Here is a 20,957-nt window from a genome sequence, read left to right on the forward strand (position 1 = left end):
CGATGGACGAGGGCAGGCAGCCAGTGGAGGGACGCGACCCGGAAAGCGGCCTGGTCTGGCGCTACAACGCGGCCCCTGCCGGAGGAAGCGATTGCCTTGCCGTGGTATTCTCGCAGGTGCGCGTGCCGCCGGGCCGCTTCGGGCTGGAGCGGCTGTTCGCGAACACCCGCCATGCCTGCCTGTTCCTCAACTGCCCCGACCCGGTCTGGTACCTCGGCTGCGAGGCGGCCATCGACCGCGCCATCGATGCAGCGGCGAAAGCCTCCAAGGCGGCGCGGTTCGTCCATTACGGCGCTTCCAAGGGCGCCTATGGCGCGCTCGCGACAGCGCTGCGGCGCGGCGACGGACGGGCCTTCGCCTTCGGCCCGGAACTGGTGCTCGGACGACCGGGTAGCCAGAGCGGCGCGGTGCGGAGCCCGGCGATGGCGGTTGCGCCCGACATGGCCCTGCAGTTGCAACGCGTCTCGGAAGGCCCGGACCTGACGCTGGTCTTCGGCATTCTCGATGCGACGGATACCGCCGGCGCGGTGAAGCTGAGCGGCCTTGATCTGCCGGAACGGGTCAAGGTTCTCCGCCTCGCCTCGTCCCATGCCAGCCACGACCATCTCTACACGCTGAACATCGCCCGCAAGCTGATCGCCGGATTTACCCGCGATCTCGGCGGGCTTTGCGCCGAGCGCGGCCTGATCGCGGGCGACGCAACGGCCGATCTCGCCCGTTTCGCAGGCTTTGCCGAAACGGTGACGGAGGCTGTGGAAGAGGGCCGCGGAACGGGCAAGGCCGTAGCGGAGGCCGTGGCAGCCGCGCTTGCCGACCCTTACGCGCGCATCAATCCGGGCTACGGGCTTGCGGTCGGACAGTCGCTGGTGCGCGTCGAACGACGCGCGGAGGCGGCCGGATGGCTCGCCGGGGTGCAGGAGCGGATCGACGCGATGCCGGGGGCAGGGACCTTGCCGAAACGCTGGCGCAAGGCGGTGTGGCGGGCGCGGCTTTCGGCCGTCGAAGGCACGGCTCGCGCGGGGCTGCTGGCCGAGGCGCAGGCGCGGTTTCCGGGCGAGAGCTTCGAGGAAGGCGGACCGGCGTGATGCCGGATCAGCACCAGGCTTGCGGCCGCGACACGGCGTGGCCCTGCGCATAGGTGACGCCGAGCCCCTTGAGAATATCGAGGTGCAGCGGCTCGGTGACGTATTCGGCGACCGTCGGCAGGCCCAGCGCCTCGGCAAGGCCGACGACGCCGGAGACCGCAGCGCGCTTGACCGGATCGCCGGCAAGCCCCGCCGTCAGCAGCCGGTCGATCTTGATGAGGTCGAAGGCATTGGCGCGCAGCTGGGTGAAGCCCGCCATGCCCCGGCCGAAATGATCGAGCGCGATGCGGCAACCGAGGGTGCGCAGGTCGGCCATCAGGTTCCACGCCTCGGGCTTCAGCCGCGAAAGGGCGGTTTCCGAGACCTCGAGGACCAGGGACCGCGCCAACTCGGGCGAGCGTTCCAGCCGGCCGGCGAGCTGACGCGCAAAGACCGGGCTGTGCAGGGTTTCCGCCGACAGGTCGACGGCAACCGGCAGCCCGTCGCTCCCGCCCGTCTCGAGGCGCGAGAGCACGGCATCGACCACCAGACGGTCGACCGACCGCATCAAGCCGTGACGCTCGGCAGTCGAGCGGATCATCGAAGGACCGTGCAGTTCGCCATCGCCGGCGGTGACACGCGGCAGCACCTCCTGCATCACCGGCGCGCCGCTGGCGAGGTCGACGATCGTCATGGCGTGCAGCAGGAAACCGCCACCGGCGATTGCCCGTTCGACGGCAAGCAGATGATGGATCTCGGCCTTGCGGTCGTCGCCGGCCTTTCCCGTCCCGTCATAGGAGACGATACGATGGCCGCCTGCGGCCTTGGCCTGCATGCAGGCGAAATCCGCCCATTGCAGCACCCGGCCGACCGTCAGCGCCTGCCGGGCCGCCTCGTCGTCCTCCGTCGCCACGGAGGCGATGCCGATGCTGGCGCTGCTGCGGAAGGTCAGGTCCTCCCAGACGAGGTGATAGCCCTCGAAGGCGGACAGGAGGCGATTGCAGATCGCATGCGCCGCCAGGGGCAGGGTGCTGTCGATGATCAGGCCGAACTCGTCGCCGCCGATGCGCGCCACCTCGACATCCTCCCCCGTCGATTGCCGCAAGAGGCGGGCGATGTCCTGAAGAAAACGATCGCCGGCGCCGTGGCCGGCGGTGTCGTTGACCAGCTTGAAGCCGTCGAGATCGATGAAGACGACGCTGAACCCGGCGCTGCCGTCCTTCCGAAAAGCGGAGACGCGCCGCTCCAGCCCGGTCTCGAAGGCCCGGCGGTTGGCGATGCCGGTAAGGTCGTCCTGCAAGGCCAGGCGCTCCAGCCGCTCCGAGAGACGGCGGGTCTCGGTGACGTCGCGCAGGGTGACGACAGCCGCCTCGATCTCGCCGTCGCCATTGCGGAATGGCTGCAGGCGGGCATCCATCACGACGGGGGTACCGTCCGGCGCCGTGTCGCGAAAGTCGTATTCCACCGTCTCGCCGGCAAGGCAGCGGTCGAGCCAAGGGCGGATCTCGGTGGCGAAGCGCTCCGCACCCACGATCTCGACGAGCGAGCGGCCGCGAAAACTGTCCGCTGTGCAGCCGTGCCAACGGGCATTGCTGTCGTTGGTCAGGATGTAGCGATAGTCGCGGTCGACGATGGACAGGCGATCCGACATCTGGGTGACGGCGCTCTCGTAGAGGCGCAACACTTCCTCCGCCTTCTTCAGGTCGGTGATGTCCCGCCCGTAGGCGGCGACGCCGAGCAGGCGGCCATCCGCGTCGTGCACCGGCTGATAGCGTACGTCGAAGAAGCGGCGACCCTGGCCGGGTACGTTGACCCAGTCCTGCAACACGGCAACGCGCCCGGACAGCGCCATCTCGAGATACGGCGCGCGGCGGGGAAAAGCGCCGGCGCCGGCAACCTCCTGCACGGTACGCCCGATAGCCTGCTCACGGGTCAGACCACCGATGATCACGTAAGGGTCGTTGGCCTCGCGGATGATGTAATCGGGGGTGCAGAAATAGATGGGATCCTGGGATGCAGCGATGATAGCGGCATGCAGTCCCTCAACAGGCCAAGCCACTTCCGGTCGTGCCGCATCGCCTGCCGTCATCCGGTCCGCCCCCGCACCGCCGTCCCGCCATCGCAGAATCCGTAGCGGCAATGCGACCAATTCTCGATGCTCGCCATAACAAAGTCACGAAAAATGGCCATTGCCGAACATACTCGCCAACGAATTGCTCGAACACCGGGCCCTCGTAGAAACTTCAAGGCAGAAATATGGACCGTCGTAGATGATTCGCAAGCTCCGGATTCACGTGCTGATCGCGCTCGCCTGCGCCGGTCTCGGCGCCTTGCCTGCGCTGGCCGAATGCGGCCGCGCCTCATGGTACGAGCTCACCGGACGCACCGCCAGCGGCACGCGCGCCAACCCCGAAGCTCTGACGGCGGCGCATCGCAAGCTGCCCTTCGGCGCCAAGGTGCAGGTGGAGAACCTGTCGAACGGCCGCAAGGTAACACTGACCATCGTGGACCGCGGCCCCTTCGTGCGCGGCCGGGTGATCGACGTCTCGCGGCGCGCGGCGCGCGAGCTGAAGTTCATCAACAAGGGGGTGACCAGGGTGCGGGTAACGGTCGCCGGGAGGGCAGAGGCATCCTGCGACTGAGGCCGCGCGGAACACTCCGGCAAAGCGAGGCAAAAGAGGTCCGAAGCGGCAGGAAAATTGGTCCTGACCGTGAGGAGGGAGGGGGAAACCTCACGGCCAGGACCGCCGCATCTCCTTGACGAAGACAACCCGATACCAACAGGATTCGCGGGCGTTGCAAATCCGTATTTTTGCCTCGCATCCGTGCAACTTGTCACAGCGGCCGGGACCGTTGCGGAAGTCGACAGGGGCGGCTGCGTTCACGATCCATGATCGCGTCAACCCGGCAGCACCGCCCTGTCGCCGCCGCCGGCGGCCGCAACCTCGCCCATCAGCCAGTCGCGGAAGCGGGCCGCAACGGGCCGCAACGAGCGGTCTTCCGGGTAGACGAGGTGATAGGCGGAAGGGAGCCGCAGCACCGTGTCGAACAACTGGACCAGCCGTCCGGACGCCAGTTCCTCGGCGACGAAGAAGCGCGGCACCAGCGCCGCGCCGAGGTCGTTGGCGGCGGCCTCCGCCATCATCACGAACTGTTCGAACCTCGGCCCCTGGAAGGCGAGCTCCGTCTCCACCCCGGCGCATTCGAACCACTGCCGCCAGGCGAGCGGGCGCGTCGACTGGTGCAGGCGCAGGAGCGGGGCAAGATCCTGCGGCCGGCGGATGCGATGCCGGGCTTGGAACGCCGGCGAGGCGACCGCGATCACATCCTCGCGAAAGAGCGGTTCGGCGACCGCCCCGGCCCAGACGGGATCGCCATAATGGATCGCGACGTCGAACGGCTCCTTGGCGAAGTCGAAAGGACGCAGCCGCACCGTCACGTTGAGGCTGGCGGTCGGGTGAGCGGCGATGAAACCGGAAAGGCGCGGCGCCAGCCAGCGCGTGCCGAAGGAAGGCAGGGTTGCGAGATTGAGCACGTCCTCGTTGCCGGCGAAGGACATCACCTGCCGTGTGGCGGCAGTCAGGCTCTCCAGTGCGCCGCGAACGTCATGCAGGTAGAGCCGGCCGGCATCGGTCAGCACGATGCGCTGGCGCACCCGCTTGAACAGCTCGACCCCCAGCCGGGTCTCCAGGTGGCGCACCTGCTTGGAGACCGCGCCCTGGGTGAGATGCAACTCCTCCGCCGCGCGGGTGAAGCTGCCATGCCGTGCCGCGCACTCGAAGGCGATCAGGCTGTCGGCGTGGGGAACGAAGCCGCGTTTCAAACTCTATTCCATTCGCTCATGAACTTGGGACAACATATCACTTTTCGCCGGCAGCGACAGACCGGACACTCGCGCCCGAACGTTCACCCCTTTCTCGGGTCCGGCCACCACAGATCGGCCGCCCCCCGACGACAGGACGCATTCTGCCGGCGGCACGGACCGCGGGCGGACCGGAGGAGACAAGACCCATGACCGCACACGCATCCGTTCACAAGTCCGACCCGACCGGCGGCGGTCGCTTCGCCTGGGAAGACCCGTTCCTGCTGCGCGACCAGCTGAACGAGGACGAGATCCTGATCATGGAGACCGCCCGCGCCTACGCCCAGGACAAGCTGATGCCGCGCGTGCTGGAAGCCTATGCCCAGGAGAAGACCGACCGCGAGATCTTCAACGAGATGGGCGAACTCGGCCTGCTCGGCATCACCCTGCCGGAAGAGTACGGCTGCGCCAACGCCTCCTACGTCGCCTACGGCCTCGTCGCCCGCGAGATCGAGCGGGTCGATTCCGGTTACCGCTCGATGAACTCGGTGCAGTCCTCGCTGGTGATGTATCCGATCTATGCCTATGGCAGCGAGGAGCAGCGCAAGAAGTATCTGCCGAAGCTCGCCAGCGGCGAGTTCGTCGGCTGCTTCGGCCTGACCGAGCCCGATGCCGGCTCCGATCCGGCCGGCATGCGCACCCGCGCCGAGAAGATCGACGGCGGCTACCGGCTCAAGGGCTCCAAGATGTGGATCTCCAACGCCCCGATCGCCGATGTCTTCGTCGTCTGGGCGAAGTCCGACGCCCATGACGGGGCGATCCGCGGTTTCGTCCTGGACAAGGGGATGAAGGGACTTTCCGCGCCGAAGATCGGCGGCAAGCTGTCTTTGCGCGCCTCGGTTACCGGCGAGATCGTCATGGACAATGTCGAAGTCGGCGAGGACGCGCTGCTGCCGAACGTCGCCGGCCTGAAGGGCCCGTTCGGCTGCCTCAACCGCGCCCGCTACGGCATTTCCTGGGGCGCACTGGGTGCGGCAGAGGACTGCTGGCACCGGGCCCGCAACTACGGCCTGGAGCGTAAGCAGTTCAACAAGCCGCTGGCCCAGACCCAGCTGTTCCAGAAGAAGCTCGCCGACATGCAGACCGAGATCGCGCTCGGCCTGCAGGCCTCCTTGCGCGTCGGCCGCCTGTTCGACGAGGGCCGCGTGGCGCCGGAGATGATCTCCATCGTCAAGCGCAACAATTGCGGCAAGGCGCTGGACATCGCCCGCCAGGCCCGCGACATGCACGGCGGCAACGGCATCCAGGAGGAGTACCACGTCATGCGGCACGCCCAGAACCTGGAGACGGTGAACACCTACGAGGGCACGCACGACGTCCATGCGCTGATCCTCGGCCGCGCCCAGACCGGCCTGCAGGCGTTCTTCTGATCAGCCCATCGGGGGCGGGGGCCGGTGGCCCCTGTCCGCTTTTTTTTCCGAGCCAACCGCTTGCCACAGGACGGGCCTCGACGTGAGCGCTGAGACTTTCGACGTCGCAATCGTCGGCGGTGCTGTGATGGGATCGTCCATCGCCTGCCACCTTGCCATGGACCCGGCCTTCTCCGGCCGGGTCGTCGTCATCGAGAAGGACCCGTCCTACCGGACCTGCGCCTCGGCGCTGTCGGCCGCCTCGATCCGCCAGCAGTTCTCCGAGCCGACCAATATCGCCATCTCGCTTTACGGAATCGAGTTCCTGCGCGAGATCGGCATGCGGCTGGCCGTCGGCGACGAACGGCCCGTCATCGACCTGCACGAAGGCGGCTACCTGTTCCTGGCGACCGCCGACAAGCGGCACATCCTGGAGGAAAACCACGCCCTGCAGACCCGCATGGGCGCGGATATCGCCTTCCTGGAGCCGAACGAGCTTCTCGCCCGCTTCCCCTGGCTCAATGTCGAGAACATCGCCGCCGGCTGCTGGGGGCGCACCGGCGAGGGCTGGTTCGACGGCTACGGCCTGATGCAGGCCTTCCGCAAGAAGGCACGCGCACTCGGCGTGCCCTATCTGGCGGCCGAGGTTCTGGAGGCCGCCCGCGAGGGTGAGGGGTTCCGCCTGCAGCTGTCGGACGGCAGCACGATCTCGGCCGGAAAGCTGGTCAATGCCGCCGGCGCGGAAGGGGCAGCGCGGCTCGCCCGCCAGCTCGGCGTCGACCTGCCGGTGGAAAGCCGCAAGCGGATGATCTTCACCTTCGACTGCCGCGAGCCCGTTGCCGGCTGCCCGCTGCTGATCGATCCGACCGGCACCTATGTGCGCCCCGAAGGCACAGGCTTCCTGTGCGGCTCCGCGCCGCCGCAGGAGCGCGATCCCGACACTCGCGACTTCGACGTGGAGCACGATTTCTTCGACGAGTACCTGTGGCCGGTGCTCGCCGCGCGCGTGCCCGCCTTCGAGGCGATCCGGCCGGGCCAGGCCTGGGCCGGCCACTACGACATGAATCTGTTCGACCACAACGCCATTCTCGGCACGGTCGAGGGCCACCCGGGCCTTTATCTTGCCACAGGCTTTTCCGGCCACGGGCTGCAGCAGTCGCCGGCGGTCGGCCGCGGCCTCGCCGAACTCATCGTCCACGGCGCCTGGCGCAGCCTCGATCTCGGTGCTCTGTCGCACGAGCGGATTGCACAAGGGCGCCCGGTGTTGGAAAAGAACGTGGTCTGATCTTCGTTGCGCCGCCTGCCGGGCGGCCGGACGAGGACCGATCCCACCCGCCCGCGCGGCGGACCCGCCCTCATTCCGGGCCGCCTTGCCGCGCAACCTCTCCGGAGCCTGCCATGACGCTCGCCAGCGGCCGCGAATTCCTGATGATCCCCGGACCGACCACCGTGCCGGACGAAGTGCTCAGGGCCATGCACCGCCCGGCAATCGACATCTATACCGGCTCACTGGTCGGGCTGACGGACAGCCTGCTCGCCGACCTGCCGAAGGTCTTCGGCACCACGGGCAAGGCGTTCCTCTACGCCGCCAACGGACATGGCGCCTGGGAAGCGGCGCTGACCAACACGCTGTCGCGCGGCGACCGGGTGCTGGTGCTGGATTCCGGCCGCTTCGCCCGCGGCTGGGGCGAGATGGCGACGATGACCGGTCTCGAGGTCGAGGTACTGCCCGGCGACTGGCGCCGCGCCGTCGATCCGGCCGCGGTGAGGGCACGCCTTGCGACGGACACCGCGCATGAGATCAAGGCGGTGCTGGTGGTGCAGGTGGACACGGCCTCGGGTGTGCTCAACGACATCGCCGCCCTGCGCAAGGCCATCGACGCGGCCGGCCATCCGGCGCTGTTCATGGTCGACACGATCGCCTCGCTCGGCTGCGTGCCCTACAAGATGGACGCGTGGGGCGTCGACGTGACCGTCACCGGCGCGCAGAAGGGGCTGATGACCCCGCCGGGTCTCGCCTTCGTCGGCGCGAACGCCAAAGCGCTCGCCGCCCACCAGACGGCGGACCTGAAGACCTTCTACTGGGACTGGACGTTCCGGCAGGGCAGCGAGCACTATCAGAAATATTGCGGCACGCCGCCGGAGCACCTGCTCTTCGCCTTCCGCCAGGCGCTCGACCTGCTGCTGGGCGAGGGGCTGGACGCTGCCCATCGCCGCCATGCGCTGCTGGCCGCCGCCGTGCGCGCCTGCGTCGCCAAATGGGCGGAGGGCGGCGCGATGGAGCTGAACATCCTGGAGGACGCCCAGCGGTCCAACTCCGTCACCGTGGTGCTGACACCGGGCTTCGACCCGGCCGTGCTGCGACGCTGGTGCCAGGAGACCTGCAACGTCACCATCGGCGGCACGATCGGCGAGATCGCCGGCAAGGGCATCCGCATCGGCCATATGGGCCATGTCAACGCCCCGACGGTGCTGGGCACGCTCGGGGCGCTGGAGCTGGCGCTGAAGGTGCTCGGTGTGCCGCATGGTGCAGGCGGCGTACAGGTGGCCATCGAATGCCTGGCAGCAGGGCTCAAAGAGCCCCGCTGAAGCGGATCCGACCTGACACCAGTGAGGCGTATTTCAAATTCACCACACTAGAGCGCGCGGTCGATTTCCTCGACGATGGCCTCCGCCGCGGCGCGGCGGTTTGCGGCCATGATCACGGGCCGCGCGACCACCAGATAATCGGCGCCGGCCGAGATCGCATCAGCCGGGGTCATGATGCGCTTCTGGTCGCCGGCCTCGGATCCTGCCGGACGGATGCCTGGGGTGACGGTGACGAGGCGGGGGCCGACGACCGGGCGCAGCGAAGCGACCTCCAGCGGCGAGCAGACGATGCCGCCCATATTGGCGGCGCGCGCATCGGCAGCCCGCGCGATCACCAGGTCCTCCACGCCGCCGGCATAGCCGGCATCGTGCAGGTCGTCCTCGTCCATCGAGGTCAACACGGTGACGCCGAGCAGGCAGACGTCGCCCCCGGCCGCGGCAAGCCCGGCCACGGCCGCGCGCATCGCCTTGGGATAGGCATGGATGGTGACGAAGCGCATGCCCATACGGGCGATGTTCTCCACCGCCTTCATCACCGTGTTGTCGATGTCGAGGAGCTTGACGTCGAGAAAGATGCTGTGGCCTTCGCTGGCCAGCTCCGCCGCCAGTTCCAGGCCGCCGGCGAACTGCAGCTGCATGCCGATCTTGTAGGTGCCGACGGCACCCGCGGTCTCGCGCACGATGGCGCGGGCCTCCTCCACCGTCGGCACGTCAAGGCCGACGATCAGGCGGTCGCGGGCGCTCGCCGGCGCGAAAGGGGACGGGTCCTCGTCCAGCGGAAGGGCAGCGCTTTGCATCGGCAGGTCTCCGGAACGTTGCAAGTGTCGAATTTCCGTCTTACCCGTGCAGGGCGATCTTGACCAGATCGCGGCACCGTCCGCAGGTATTTCATTGCGGCAAGCGTCCTGTTAAAAGGCTTCGCAGCCGGCAGCAGGCCGGCGACAGAAGGACAGGGTCGCCCATGCGCACCGCGAAGATCTCGCGCAAGACGAAGGAAACCGACATCGACGTCGAGATCGTCCTCGACGGGACCGGCACCTATTCGGTGCAGACCGGCGTCGGCTTTCTCGACCACATGCTGGAACAGCTGTCCCGGCATTCCTTGATCGACATGACGATCCGTGCCAGCGGCGACACCCATATCGACTTCCATCACACGGCAGAGGACGTCGGCATCGCGCTCGGACAGGCGCTGCGCCAGTCGCTCGGCGACATGACCGGCATTACCCGCTATGCCGACTGCCACCTGGCCATGGACGAGGCGCTGACGCGCTGCGCCCTCGACGTGTCGGGCCGTCCGTTCCTGGTGTGGGACGTCGCCTTTCCGCGCGACAAGGTCGGCGACTTCGACACGGAGCTTTTCGAGGAGTTCTTCCGCGCCTTCGCGATGAACGCCGGCATCACGCTGCATGTCGCCAACCTGACGGGCAGCAACTGCCACCACATCGCCGAGACCTGCTTCAAGGCGGTGGCACGGTCGCTGCGCAAGGCGATCGAACCGGATCCGCGGCAGGCCGGCCGCGTGCCCTCGACCAAGGGCCAGCTCGGCGGCTGAGGCCGCCGGACGGAGGAAGAGATGGCGATCTACATGGTGCTGATCCCGCCCGGTTCCTCGCCCGAGACGATGGGCGAGGCGGAGGCGCAGCGCACGGTCTTCATCCGCGACGGCTTCAGCTGGCTGGCGCTGCTCTTCACCCTCCCCTGGCTGCTGGTGAAGCGGCTGTGGCTGGTGCTGCTCGTCTATCTGGTGGCCGGCCTTGCCCTGGAACTCGCTTCGCGCTTCATCGGCGGACCGATGCCCGGCATCGCCACTGCGGCGCTGTCGATCCTCTTCGCCTTCGAGGCGCACGGCTTGTGGCGCTGGACGCTGGAGCGGCGCGGCTGGCGCTTCGTCGCCGTCGTCGAGGCGCAGGGCCGCGAGGAGGCGGAGCGCCGCTTCTTCGCGCGGCTCGCCGCCCATCAGCGACACGCGCAGGACATGCAGACCGGCGGCAGCACGCCCCGGCCGGACGCCCCCCCGCCGCATCGGCCCGGCTATCCCGTACCGCGAATCGGCGCCGAGCGGGTGGTCGGCCTCAGCGTTGCCCCGCATCGGGGCTGACCCATCGCCGCCGCGGCGCCGCATCTTTCGACTTTCCCGCATTTCTGCCTGACGGAACGACCCCATGCTGATCGCCATCATCGACTACGGCTCCGGCAACCTGCGCTCGGCCGAGAAGGCCTTCGAGCGGGCAGCGCATGCCCATGGCAGCGGTGCGACCATTCGGGTGACCGCCGATCCGGACCTGGTCGCACGCGCCGACCGGATCGTGCTGCCGGGCGTCGGCGCCTTCGCCGATTGCCGGCGCGGCATCCGCGCGATCGACGGCATGGAAGCCGCCCTCATCGAGGCGGTGGAAGCAAAGGGGCGCCCGTTCCTCGGCATTTGCGTCGGCATGCAGCTGATGGCGAGCCGCGGCCTGGAGTTCGAGACGACCGAGGGCTTCGGCTGGATTCCCGGCGACGTCACCGCGATCACGCCGGACGATCCGGAGCTGAAGATCCCGCATATGGGCTGGAACACGGTCCGCAAGCTCGCCGAGCATCCGCTGCTCGCCGGAATCGAGACGGGCGAAAAGGGCCTGCACGCCTATTTCGTCCACTCCTTCCACTTGCAGGCAGCGGACCCGGCGCATGTCATCGCCACGGCCGATTACGGCGGGCCGATCACCGCGATCGTCGGACGCGACACGATGGTGGGCACCCAGTTCCACCCGGAAAAGAGCCAGCGGCTCGGCCTTGCGCTGATCGCCAATTTCATCGAGTGGGCGCCGTAAGCGGCGGCCACCACGACACGGAACACCATCCATGCCCATCCTGTTTCCCGCCATCGACCTGAAGGGCGGCCAGTGCGTCCGCCTGAAGCTCGGCGACATGGCGCAGGCCACCGTCTTCAACGACGATCCGGCCGCCCAGGCCCTCAGCTTCCAGACGCAGGGCTTCAGCTACCTGCATGTGGTCGACCTCGACGGCGCCTTCGCCGGCGAGAGCCGCAACGGCGCGGCGGTCGACGCGATCCTGGAGGCGACGACCAATCCGGTGCAGCTGGGCGGCGGCATCCGCACCCTTGCCCATGTGGAGGCCTGGCTCGCCAAGGGCATCGCCCGGGTGATCCTCGGCACGGTGGCGGTGCGCGATCCCGATCTCGTCAAGGCTGCCTGCAAGGCCTTTCCGGGCCGGGTTGCCGTCGGCATCGACGCGCGCGGCGGCAAGGTGGCGGTCGAGGGCTGGGCAGAGACGTCGGAGCTGTCGGCCATCGAGCTCGCCCGCCGCTTCGAGGACGCCGGCGTTGCCGCGATCATCTATACCGACATCGACCGCGACGGCGTGCTCGCCGGCATCAACTGGGACGGCACGCTGGAACTGGCCGGCGCCACCTCGATCCCGGTGATCGCCTCGGGCGGCCTTGCCTCCATCGAGGACGTGAAGCGCCTCGCCGCGCCGGACTGCGCCGTGCTGGAAGGCGCGATCTCGGGCAGGGCGCTCTACGACGGCCGGCTCGATACGGCCGAGGCCCTGAAGGTCCTTGCCGATGGGTAAGCTGCTGATCGCCGCAGCCCTTGCGATCTTTCCCGGCTTTGCAGCACGGGGCAGGGGCTGTATGCTGCGACCGCGAAATACGTCGGGTAATCGCCTAACATGCTGAAAGCACGTGTCATTCCCTGTCTGGACGTTAAGGACGGCCGCGTCGTCAAGGGCGTGAACTTCGTCAATCTGGTCGATGCCGGCGATCCGGTGGAGGCCGCGAAGGCCTATGATGCGGCCGGCGCGGACGAGCTCTGCTTCCTCGACATCACCGCAAGCCACGAGAACCGCGACACGATCTTCGACGTGGTCCGGCGGACGGCCGAGGCCTGTTTCATGCCGCTGACCGTCGGCGGCGGCGTGCGCCGGGTCGAGGACATCCGCAAGCTGCTGGTGGCCGGTGCCGACAAGGTGTCGATCAACACCGCGGCGGTGAAGAACCCCGATTTCATCCGCGAGGCTGCCGAAAAATTCGGCGCCCAGTGCATCGTCGTTTCCATCGACGCCAAGCAGGTCAACGCGCCGGGCGAAGCGGAACGCTTCGAGATCTTCACTCATGGCGGGCGCGAGGCGACCGGCATCGACGCCGTCGAGTTCGCCCGCAAGGCCGTGGAGCTGGGCGCCGGCGAGCTGCTGGTCACCTCGATGGACCGCGACGGCACCCGGACGGGCTTCAACCTGGCGCTGACCCGCGCCATCGCCGATGCGGTGCCGGTGCCGGTGATCGCCTCGGGCGGCGTCGGCACGCTCGACCATCTGGTCGAGGGCGTGCGCGACGGACATGCGACGGCGGTGCTCGCCGCCTCGATCTTCCATTTCGGAACCCACACGATCCGCGAGGCCAAGGACCACATGGCCCGGGCCGGCATTCCCATACGGCTCGACGCAGCCTGATACCCTGGCCCGCCGCACCGGCCCGCACGAGGCCGCAGGAGACGTCCGACCAATGACCGGCTTCACACTGACCGACCTTGACCGCATCATCGCGGCGCGTGCCCGGAGCGAGGACGAGAGCTCCTACACCCGCAAGCTGATCGGCAAGGGACTGGCGAAGATCGCCCAGAAGGTGGGCGAGGAAGCGGTGGAGACGGCGATCGCGGCCGTGGCAGGCGATGCGCGCGAGCTGACCGGCGAGGCCGCCGACCTGCTCTACCACCTTTTGGTGCTGCTCAATGCGCGCGACGTGCCGCTGGCGGACGTGATGGCGGAACTGGAGCGCCGCACGGCGCAGACGGGCCTGGAGGAGAAGGCGTCGCGGCGTCCCGACTGACGGGACGGACCTTGCGGCGGACTGCCCGGCGCGACCCGCGGGATGAACCCCGGGCCTCCCGAGCGAACGGCCGGACATCCGGCGGGATCGAGGATTGCATGGTCGCCATGGAACACAGCCTCAACAGGTTCACTGAGGACGATCTGTCGCCCTACCGGGTGTTTACCGAGGCGGAATGGGCAAAGCTCAGGGCCGACACGCCGATGACGCTGACGGCGACTGAGGTCCGGCGGCTGCAGTCGCTCAACGACCCGGTCTCCATCGCCCAGGTGGAATCGATCCTGCTCCCGCTGTCGCGGCTGCTCGCCTATTATGTGGAGGCGACCCAGCAGCTGCACCGCGCCACCTCGCGCTTTCTCGGCCGCAACGACGTCAAGAACCCCTTCGTCATCGGCATCGCGGGGTCCGTCGCGGTCGGCAAGTCGACGACAGCGCGCCTGCTGCAGGCGCTGCTGGCGCGCTGGCCCGCGAGCCCGAAGGTCGATCTCGTCACCACCGACGGTTTCCTCTATCCCAACGCCGTGCTGGAAGCGGAAGGCCTGATGCGGCGCAAGGGCTTTCCCGAAAGCTACGACCGGGCGACGCTGCTGAAGTTCCTGTCGGACCTGAAGGCGGGGCGGCGGCACGTGCGCGCGCCGGTCTACTCCCACTTCTACTACGACGTGATGCCGGGGCAGTTCGTGACAGTCGACCGGCCGGATATCCTGATCCTCGAGGGGCTGAACGTGCTGCAGACGACCAATCTGCCGCGCGACGGCAAGGAAGTGCCCTTCGTCTCCGACTTCTTCGACTTCTCGATCTATATCGATGCCGAGGAGGACGTTCTGCACGAATGGTACGTGTCGCGCTTCATGCGGCTTCGCGAGACCGCCTTCCGCGATCCCGGCTCCTACTTCAACAAATATTCGAAGGTAGACGACGACGAGGCGCTGGCTATTGCCGAAGGCCTGTGGAACGAGATCAACCTGGTGAACCTGCGGGAAAACATCCTGCCGACGCGCCCGCGCGCCGACCTGATCCTGCGCAAGGCCGATACCCACGCGATCAACGAGGTACGGCTGCGCAAGCTGTAAGAGCGCGGCCTCAGACCGGCTTCATGCCGTTGCGGGCCAGGACCTCTCCGGCGAGATAGAGCGAACCGCAGATCAGGATGCGCGGCGGCACGTCGTCGCCGGCGGCCCGCTTTCGCACATGCGCAAGCGCTTCCGAGAGCGAAGCATGGGCATCGGCCGCAAGGCCGGCCTCGCGTGCAGAGCCGGCAAGACAGGACGGGTCGCGGCCGGCGTCGGTCGTGGTCAGCGGCACGCAGGCGACCTCTCGGGCAAGCCCTGCAAAGGGACGGAAGAAGCCGACCGGATCCTTGGTCTTGAGCATGCCCGAGACGAGATAGAGCGGCCGCGGGCGGCGCTCCTCCTGCTCCGCCATCACCTCCGCAATGGTGATCCCGGCGCCCGGATTATGACCGCCGTCGAGCCAGAGCTCGCTGCCCGGCGGGCAGAGATCGAGGAGCGGACCTTCCGTCAGCGGCTGCATGCGGCCCGGCCAGTCGACGGTCAGGAGCCCGGCCTCGATGGCCTCCGGGGCCGGCAGGCGCCCGGCAGCGCGCAGCGAGGCGATGGCCATAGCCGCGTTGACGATCTGGTGGCGACCGAACAGGCGCGGCAGCGGCAGGTCCATCAGACCTTCCTCGTCCTGATAGACGAGACGGCCGTTTTCCTCGAAGGCGGTGAAATCCTGCCCGAAGACCTGAAGCGGCGCGCCGAGGCGCGCGGCGATGCGCGAGATCACCTCCAGCGCCTCGTCCGGCTGCGGCGCGATGACCACCGGGCAGCCGCGCTTGATGATGCCGGCCTTCTCCGCCGCAATGTCGGCCAGTCGCTCGCCGAGGTAGCGCTCATGGTCCATCGACAGCGGCGTGATGGTGGCCGCGAGCGGCGCATCGACGACATTGGTGGCATCGAGCCGGCCGCCGAGACCGACCTCCAGCAGCAGCACGTCCGCCGGCTCCTCGGCGAAGAGCAGCAGGGCCGCGGCCGTCGTCACCTCGAAGAAGGTGATCTCCGCGCCCGCATTGGCCTGTTCGCAGGTGTCCAGCGCCTCGATCAGCCGCGCATCGGAGACGATGCGGCCGGCAAGGCGGATGCGCTCGTTGAAGGAGACCAGGTGCGGGGAGGTGTAGACATGCACCTTGAGGCCGGCCGCCTCCAGGATCGCCCTCATGAAGGCGGTGGTGGAGCCCTTACCGTTGGTGCCGGCGATGTGGACGAGCGGCGGCAGGCGGTCCTGCGGCCGCCCCAGCGCGCCCAGCAGGCGCTCCATGCGGCCGAGCGACAGGTCGATCTCGCGCGGATGCAGCGCCAGAAGTCGGTCGAGGATCGCGGTTACCTGGTCCATTGTCCTGCCCGCCCCGCCGCACGGGGATCCGCACGGCTGCAGCAGCCCTCATGGTTACGGGATCTTTCGGGAACGCGGCAAGCCTGGCTGCGTCCACCCGTGTCGCGCCTGCGACAGCGCGGCCGTCTAGCGGCTCTCGCCGTCGGCTTCGCGGGTGCCGCTCTCGGCGGCGGAAGAGGCCTCGCCGCCCTGGGCAAGTTCTGGCGAGACCTTGGCCTCGCCTTCCTCGCGCGGCGGCGTCATCAGCTCTTCCTCGTCCGGCAGGCTGACCTCGGCCTTCATCAGGATCGAGCAGACGCGGGCGATGGTCTCGGGTAGCTTGTGGCGATGCACCACCATGTCGACCATGCCGTGGTCCAGCAGGTATTCCGAGCGCTGGAAGCCCTCGGGGAGCTTCTCGCGGATGGTCTGCTCGATGACGCGGGGGCCGGCAAAGCCGATCAACGCGCCCGGCTCGGCCATGTGCACGTCGCCCAGCATCGCATAGGAGGCCGTCACGCCGCCGGTGGTCGGGTTGGTGAAGACGACGATGTAGGGCAGGCCCGCATCGCGCAGCATCTGCACGCCGACCGTGGTGCGCGGCATCTGCATCAAGGATAGGATGCCTTCCTGCATGCGCGCGCCGCCCGAGGCGACGAAGAGCACGAAGGGCGTCTTGCGCGCGACGGCGGTCTGCATGCCGGTCAGCACCGCCTCGCCGGCCGCCATGCCGAGCGAACCGCCCATGAAGGCGAAGTCCTGCACGGCGGCGGTCATATCCATGCCGCGCAGCTTGCCGGTCGCCACCGTGACGGCATCGTCGAGGCCCGTCTTGGCCCGGGCATCGCGCAGGCGGTCGGTGTAGCGCTTCTCGTCGCGGAACTTGAGCGGGTCGGCGACGACCTCGGGGGTCTTCACCTTCTCGAAGGAGCCATCGTCGAAGAAGAGCTCGAGCCGGCGACTGCCGGAAATCCGCATGTGGTGGCCGGAATTCGGCACCACCCACTGGTTCGCCTCGAGATCGCGATGGAAGACCATCTCGCCGGTCTCGGGGCACTTGATCCAGAGGTTCTCCGGCACGTCCCGCTTCTGCAGCAGGCCACGAATCTTCGGGCGAACGACGTTGTTGATCCAGTTCAAGGCAGATACCGTCCGTTGTCTTGCATGTTCCCGGCCGTCATGCGGCCGATGCGGCTCAGCCGCGGGCCCGGGCAACACCCTCGGCGAGCGAACGCACCACCGAGGCCACCGCCTCGACCGTCGCATCCGTCGCCCGGCCCTCGCCGCCGAGGCTCGTGCGCACCGCTTCCACCAGCACCGATCCGACGACGACGCCATCGGCATCGCGGCCGATCACCTCGGCATCCTCCGCCGTCTTGACGCCGAAGCCCACAGCCACCGGAAGCGAGGTGTGGCGCTTGATGCGACGGACCGCCTCTGTCACCCGGTCGCGGTTGGCGATGGTGGCGCCGGTGATGCCGGTCACCGATACGTAATAGACGAAACCCGACGTGTTGGCGAGAACGGCCGGCAGGCGCTTGTCGTCGGTCGTCGGCGTCGTCAGGCGGATGAAGTTGAGGCCGGCGGCCATCGCAGGCAGGCAAAGCTCGTCGTCGGCCTCCGGCGGGATGTCGACGATAATCAACCCGTCGACGCCCGCCTCGACCGCCATCTTCACGAAAACGGCGGGATCGCGCACGTAGATCGGGTTGTAATAGCCCATCAGCACGATGGGTGTGTCCTGGTCGTGGCGGCGAAAGGCGCGCACCATGTCCAGCGTCTTGTCCATGGTCTGGCCGGCAGCCAGCGCACGCTGGTTGGCGAGCTGCACCGGCATGCCTTCGGCCATCGGATCGGAAAAAGGCATGCCGAGCTCGATGACGTCGGCACCGGCGGCCGGCAGCGCATCAAGGATCGCCTGAGAGGTGGCAAGGTCCGGGTCGCCGGCGGTGACGAAGGTCACCAGCGCCGGACGGTTCGCCGCCTGCAATGCCGCGAAGCGGCGGTCGATCCGCGTGTCACTCATCTTGCCCGGTCCCACCCTGTCATCTGTCCTGCCGGCGCCGGCCTGCCGTCAAGGCCGGCCGCTCGCGGCTTTCGCAGGCATTCCTGCCCGCGAAAGCCAGTGGGGATGTAGGGGGCGGAGTGCCCCCCTGTCAATTGGCGAAAGGCCAATCGGCCAAGCCCGACGATAGCCGGCCGAGTCGCTTCAGAGACGGCCGGTGAGCGCCGCGTCGAAGATCGATGCCGCACCCTCGAGGGTCAGTTCGATCGGATTGCCGCCAGCGGTCGGGTCAACGATGGCCATTTCGGCGATCGTTGCGGCCTTGGCGCCATCCACCTTCAGGCCGTCCAGGGTATGCGGCACGTCGAGCGCGGTACGCAGGTCGAGGACGGCCTGCAGGAAGCCATCGAAGCCGCCAGACACACCGAGATAGCCGGCGAGCCGTTCGATCTTGGTCTCGATGGCCGGGCGATTGAACACCAGCACGTAGGGCATGAAGACCGCATTGGTCATGCCGTGATGGGTGTCGTAGAGCGCGCCGACCGGATGGGAGAGCGCATGGATGGCACCGAGGCCCTTCTGGAAGGCGACCGCCCCCATCGCGGCGGCCGACATCATGTGGCCGCGGGCGGCGAGATCGTCCGGCGTCTCGGCGACGCGCTTCAGGTTCTCGAAGACGAGGCGCATGCCCTCGACCGCGATACCGTCGCCCATCGGGTGGTAGAAGGTGGAGGAATAGGCCTCGAGGCAGTGGGCGAGGGCGTCCATGCCTGTGCCGACGGTGAAGTAGCGCGGCATGCCGACGGTCAGCTCGGGATCGCAGATGACGATGCCGGGCAGCATCTTCGGATGGAAGATGACCTTCTTGGTGTGGGTTTCCTCGTTGGTGATGACGCCGGCGCGGCCGACCTCGGAACCGGTTCCTGCCGTGGTCGGCACGGCGAGGATCGGCGCGATGCCATCCGGATCGGCACGGGTCCACCAGTCGCCGACGTCCTCGAAGTCCCACATCGGTCGGGTCTGGCCGGCCATGAAGGCGATGACCTTGCCCGCATCGAGACCGGAGCCGCCGCCGAAGGCGATGACGCCGTCATGGCCGCCGGCGCGATAGGCGGCAACGCCCGCCTCCACGTTCGATGCGGTCGGGTTCGGCTTGATGTCGCTGAAGATGTCCGGCTCAAGGCCGGCCTGGCGCAGCAGCTCCAGCGCGTTCGCGGTCATCGGCAGGCGCGCAAGGCCCGGGTCGGTGACCAGCAGCGGGCGCTTCATGCCGAGCAGGGCGGCGCACTTGCCGAGCTCCTTGATGCGCCCGGCGCCGAAGCGCACGGAGGTCGGGTAGTTCCAGTTGGCGGACGGAAGGGTGGTCATGTCCTGAGATCCTGAAAGGAAGGAAAGCGAAGCGGCGGTTTCTGCGCGCCTAGGAGCGGGCGCGCAGGTGGAACGACTTCGGCCGCGTCAGCGACAGGTAGCCGATTTCCGACAGGGCGGCGCCCTTGCCGGTGTCCTTGACGCCGGTCCATACCAGCGCCGGGTCGAGATAGTCGCAGCGGTTCATGAAGATCGTACCGGTCTCGACACGATCGCCGATGGCGATGGCGGCCTCCTCGTCGGCGGTCCAGATCGAAGCGGTCAGGCCGTAGGGGCTGTCGTTCATCAGGGCGACGGCCTCCTCGTCGGAGCGCACCTTCATCACGCCGACCACCGGGCCGAAGCTCTCCTCGCGCATCACCGACATCTGGTGATCGACGTCGACCAGCACCTGCGGCATCAGGTAGGGCGTGCCCTCCTTGTCCTGCGGGAAGCGCGCGCGGTCGACCAGGGCCTTAGCGCCCTTGCGCAGCGCCTCGGCGGTCTGCTCGCGCACATGGGCGGCAAAGCGCGCCTGCGCCATGGGGCCGAGCGTCGTCGCCTCGTCGAGCGGGTTTCCGAGCGTGTAGGCGGAGGCGGCCGCCGCCAGGCCCTCGACCACCGCGTCATAGTGCGTCTCGTGCACATAGACGCGCTCGATGCCGCAGCAGCACTGGCCCGAATTGTAGAAGGCGCCATCGGCGAGGTTCTCGACCGCGAAGGCGACATCGGCGTCCGCGCGGACATAGGCCGGATCCTTGCCGCCGAGCTCGAGGCCAAGCGTTGCGAAGGTGCCCGCCGCCGCCTTCTCGATGGCGCGGCCGCCGGCGACCGAGCCGGTGAAGTTGATGTGGTCGATGCGGCCCGAGCCGAGCAGCGCCTCGGTCTGGCCGTGGTTCAGCACAATGTTGCGGAAGACGCCCTTGGGCAGGCCCGCCGCCTTGAACGCCTTGTCGAGCCGCTCGCCGACCAGCAGGGTCTGCGCCGCGTGCTTGAGGATCACCACGTTGCCGGCGATCAGCGCCGGGACGATGGTGTTGATCGCCGTCATGAACGGATAGTTCCACGGCGCGATGACCATGACGATGCCGAGCGGCTCGGGCCGTACGTAGCGGGTGAAGCCCGGACGGTCCGTATGGTGACGGGCCCGGAGCGACTCCTCGGCGATCTTGACCATGTAGTCGGTGCGCTCGCGCGTGCCACCCTTCTCGCCGCCGTAGCGCACCGGCCGGCCCATCTGCCAGGCCAACTCGGGCACGATCTCGTCGTTCATCGCCTCCAGCGCGGCGACGGCGGCCAGCACCGCCGAGCAGCGCTCGGAGAGCGGGGTGGCGGCCCAGGCAGCCTGCGCGGCGCGGGCCTCGGCCACGGCCTGGTCGATCTCGGCAGCACTCGCCACGGGACGCTCAGCATAGACAGAGCCGTCGACCGGGGAAATCAGCTTGATCACGTCGGACATGTCACACCTTTCGGGCAGGTCCGCCCAGGCGGCCTGCCTCTGCATGTTTGCAAGATATTCCAAGTGGATCCGGCC

20 protein-coding genes are annotated in these 20,957 nt (G+C 68.2%); 12 read left to right on the forward strand and 8 right to left on the reverse strand.

Annotated features, from left to right (window positions below; genetic code table 11):
• Positions 1 to 2 precede the first annotated feature (2 nt).
• Entirely contained in the window at positions 3 to 1,085 is a 1,083-nt protein-coding gene (locus MNI96_RS06665; protein ID WP_249691500.1) for a hypothetical protein, read from the forward strand.
• Between the two features lie 7 nt (positions 1,086 to 1,092).
• Here the strand turns inward: MNI96_RS06665 and MNI96_RS06670 are convergent, their stop codons facing one another.
• Positions 1,093 to 3,153 carry a putative bifunctional diguanylate cyclase/phosphodiesterase gene (locus tag MNI96_RS06670; RefSeq protein ID WP_249691501.1) on the reverse strand — a complete coding sequence of 687 codons (2,061 nt, stop codon included), beginning with the start codon at positions 3,151 to 3,153 and terminating at the stop codon, positions 1,093 to 1,095.
• A gap of 184 nt (positions 3,154 to 3,337) precedes the next feature.
• On the opposite strand from MNI96_RS06670, the gene MNI96_RS06675 reads away from it, so the two are divergent.
• Positions 3,338 to 3,706, forward strand: a complete 369-nt coding sequence (locus tag MNI96_RS06675; protein ID WP_502960315.1) for a septal ring lytic transglycosylase RlpA family protein — start codon at positions 3,338 to 3,340, stop codon at positions 3,704 to 3,706.
• A gap of 257 nt (positions 3,707 to 3,963) precedes the next feature.
• Here the strand turns inward: MNI96_RS06675 and MNI96_RS06680 are convergent, their stop codons facing one another.
• Positions 3,964 to 4,887, reverse strand: a complete 924-nt coding sequence (locus MNI96_RS06680; protein ID WP_249691503.1) for a LysR substrate-binding domain-containing protein — start codon at positions 4,885 to 4,887, stop codon at positions 3,964 to 3,966.
• A 188-nt stretch (positions 4,888 to 5,075) separates the two neighbouring features.
• On the opposite strand from MNI96_RS06680, the gene MNI96_RS06685 reads away from it, so the two are divergent.
• The 3 genes from MNI96_RS06685 (at position 5,076) to MNI96_RS06695 (ending at position 8,864) form a co-directional block, all read left to right on the forward strand.
• Positions 5,076 to 6,296, forward strand: a complete 1,221-nt coding sequence (locus tag MNI96_RS06685) for an acyl-CoA dehydrogenase (protein WP_249691504.1) — start codon at positions 5,076 to 5,078, stop codon at positions 6,294 to 6,296.
• Positions 6,297 to 6,378: 82 nt separating this feature from the next.
• Complete coding sequence (locus MNI96_RS06690; protein WP_249691506.1) at positions 6,379 to 7,560, forward strand: NAD(P)/FAD-dependent oxidoreductase; 1,182 nt, start codon at positions 6,379 to 6,381, stop codon at positions 7,558 to 7,560.
• 113 nt (positions 7,561 to 7,673) lie between these two features.
• The gene (locus tag MNI96_RS06695; protein WP_249691508.1) at positions 7,674 to 8,864 is read left to right on the forward strand and encodes a pyridoxal-phosphate-dependent aminotransferase family protein; all 1,191 of its coding nucleotides are present in this window, start codon (positions 7,674 to 7,676) and stop codon (positions 8,862 to 8,864) included.
• Between the two features lie 47 nt (positions 8,865 to 8,911).
• On the opposite strand, the gene pyrF is transcribed toward MNI96_RS06695, so the two are convergent.
• Positions 8,912 to 9,661 carry an orotidine-5'-phosphate decarboxylase gene (gene pyrF / locus MNI96_RS06700; protein WP_249691510.1) on the reverse strand — a complete coding sequence of 250 codons (750 nt, stop codon included), beginning with the start codon at positions 9,659 to 9,661 and terminating at the stop codon, positions 8,912 to 8,914.
• A 164-nt stretch (positions 9,662 to 9,825) separates the two neighbouring features.
• Between pyrF and hisB the strand changes: the two genes are divergently transcribed.
• The 7 genes from hisB (at position 9,826) to coaA (ending at position 14,771) form a co-directional block, all read left to right on the forward strand.
• On the forward strand, positions 9,826 to 10,419 hold the full coding sequence (gene hisB / locus MNI96_RS06705) for an imidazoleglycerol-phosphate dehydratase HisB (protein ID WP_249691512.1): 594 nt from the start codon (positions 9,826 to 9,828) through the stop codon (positions 10,417 to 10,419).
• A gap of 21 nt (positions 10,420 to 10,440) precedes the next feature.
• Entirely contained in the window at positions 10,441 to 10,965 is a 525-nt protein-coding gene (locus MNI96_RS06710; RefSeq protein ID WP_249691514.1) for a DUF2628 domain-containing protein, read from the forward strand.
• Between the two features lie 64 nt (positions 10,966 to 11,029).
• On the forward strand, positions 11,030 to 11,680 hold the full coding sequence (hisH, locus tag MNI96_RS06715; RefSeq protein WP_249691516.1) for an imidazole glycerol phosphate synthase subunit HisH: 651 nt from the start codon (positions 11,030 to 11,032) through the stop codon (positions 11,678 to 11,680).
• Between the two features lie 31 nt (positions 11,681 to 11,711).
• Positions 11,712 to 12,443: a 1-(5-phosphoribosyl)-5-[(5-phosphoribosylamino)methylideneamino]imidazole-4-carboxamide isomerase gene (hisA, locus tag MNI96_RS06720; RefSeq protein ID WP_249691518.1), complete on the forward strand. Its 732-nt coding sequence runs from the start codon at positions 11,712 to 11,714 to the stop codon at positions 12,441 to 12,443.
• 99 nt (positions 12,444 to 12,542) lie between these two features.
• Positions 12,543 to 13,322 carry an imidazole glycerol phosphate synthase subunit HisF gene (gene hisF / locus MNI96_RS06725; protein ID WP_249691520.1) on the forward strand — a complete coding sequence of 260 codons (780 nt, stop codon included), beginning with the start codon at positions 12,543 to 12,545 and terminating at the stop codon, positions 13,320 to 13,322.
• Between the two features lie 52 nt (positions 13,323 to 13,374).
• Positions 13,375 to 13,698 (forward strand): phosphoribosyl-ATP diphosphatase, encoded by a 324-nt coding sequence (locus MNI96_RS06730; RefSeq protein ID WP_249691523.1) that lies wholly within the window; start codon positions 13,375 to 13,377, stop codon positions 13,696 to 13,698.
• Positions 13,699 to 13,796: 98 nt separating this feature from the next.
• Complete coding sequence (gene coaA, locus MNI96_RS06735) at positions 13,797 to 14,771, forward strand: type I pantothenate kinase (protein WP_249691526.1); 975 nt, start codon at positions 13,797 to 13,799, stop codon at positions 14,769 to 14,771.
• Between the two features lie 10 nt (positions 14,772 to 14,781).
• Here the strand turns inward: coaA and MNI96_RS06740 are convergent, their stop codons facing one another.
• The 5 genes from MNI96_RS06740 to MNI96_RS06760 all read right to left on the reverse strand — a co-directional run bounded on the left by MNI96_RS06740 (position 14,782) and on the right by MNI96_RS06760 (position 20,882).
• The gene (locus MNI96_RS06740) at positions 14,782 to 16,092 is read right to left on the reverse strand and encodes a bifunctional folylpolyglutamate synthase/dihydrofolate synthase (RefSeq protein ID WP_249691527.1); all 1,311 of its coding nucleotides are present in this window, start codon (positions 16,090 to 16,092) and stop codon (positions 14,782 to 14,784) included.
• Between the two features lie 126 nt (positions 16,093 to 16,218).
• Positions 16,219 to 17,211 (reverse strand): acetyl-CoA carboxylase, carboxyltransferase subunit beta, encoded by a 993-nt coding sequence (gene accD, locus MNI96_RS06745; RefSeq protein ID WP_249691528.1) that lies wholly within the window; start codon positions 17,209 to 17,211, stop codon positions 16,219 to 16,221.
• Positions 17,212 to 17,266: 55 nt separating this feature from the next.
• The gene (gene trpA / locus MNI96_RS06750) at positions 17,267 to 18,097 is read right to left on the reverse strand and encodes a tryptophan synthase subunit alpha (protein WP_249691531.1); all 831 of its coding nucleotides are present in this window, start codon (positions 18,095 to 18,097) and stop codon (positions 17,267 to 17,269) included.
• 183 nt (positions 18,098 to 18,280) lie between these two features.
• Entirely contained in the window at positions 18,281 to 19,444 is a 1,164-nt protein-coding gene (locus tag MNI96_RS06755) for an iron-containing alcohol dehydrogenase (RefSeq protein WP_249691533.1), read from the reverse strand.
• A gap of 49 nt (positions 19,445 to 19,493) precedes the next feature.
• Complete coding sequence (locus MNI96_RS06760; protein WP_249691535.1) at positions 19,494 to 20,882, reverse strand: aldehyde dehydrogenase family protein; 1,389 nt, start codon at positions 20,880 to 20,882, stop codon at positions 19,494 to 19,496.
• Positions 20,883 to 20,957: the final 75 nt, after the last annotated feature.

Source organism: Stappia sp. WLB 29, from assembly GCF_023507705.1.
Taxonomy (GTDB): domain Bacteria; phylum Pseudomonadota; class Alphaproteobacteria; order Rhizobiales; family Stappiaceae; genus Stappia.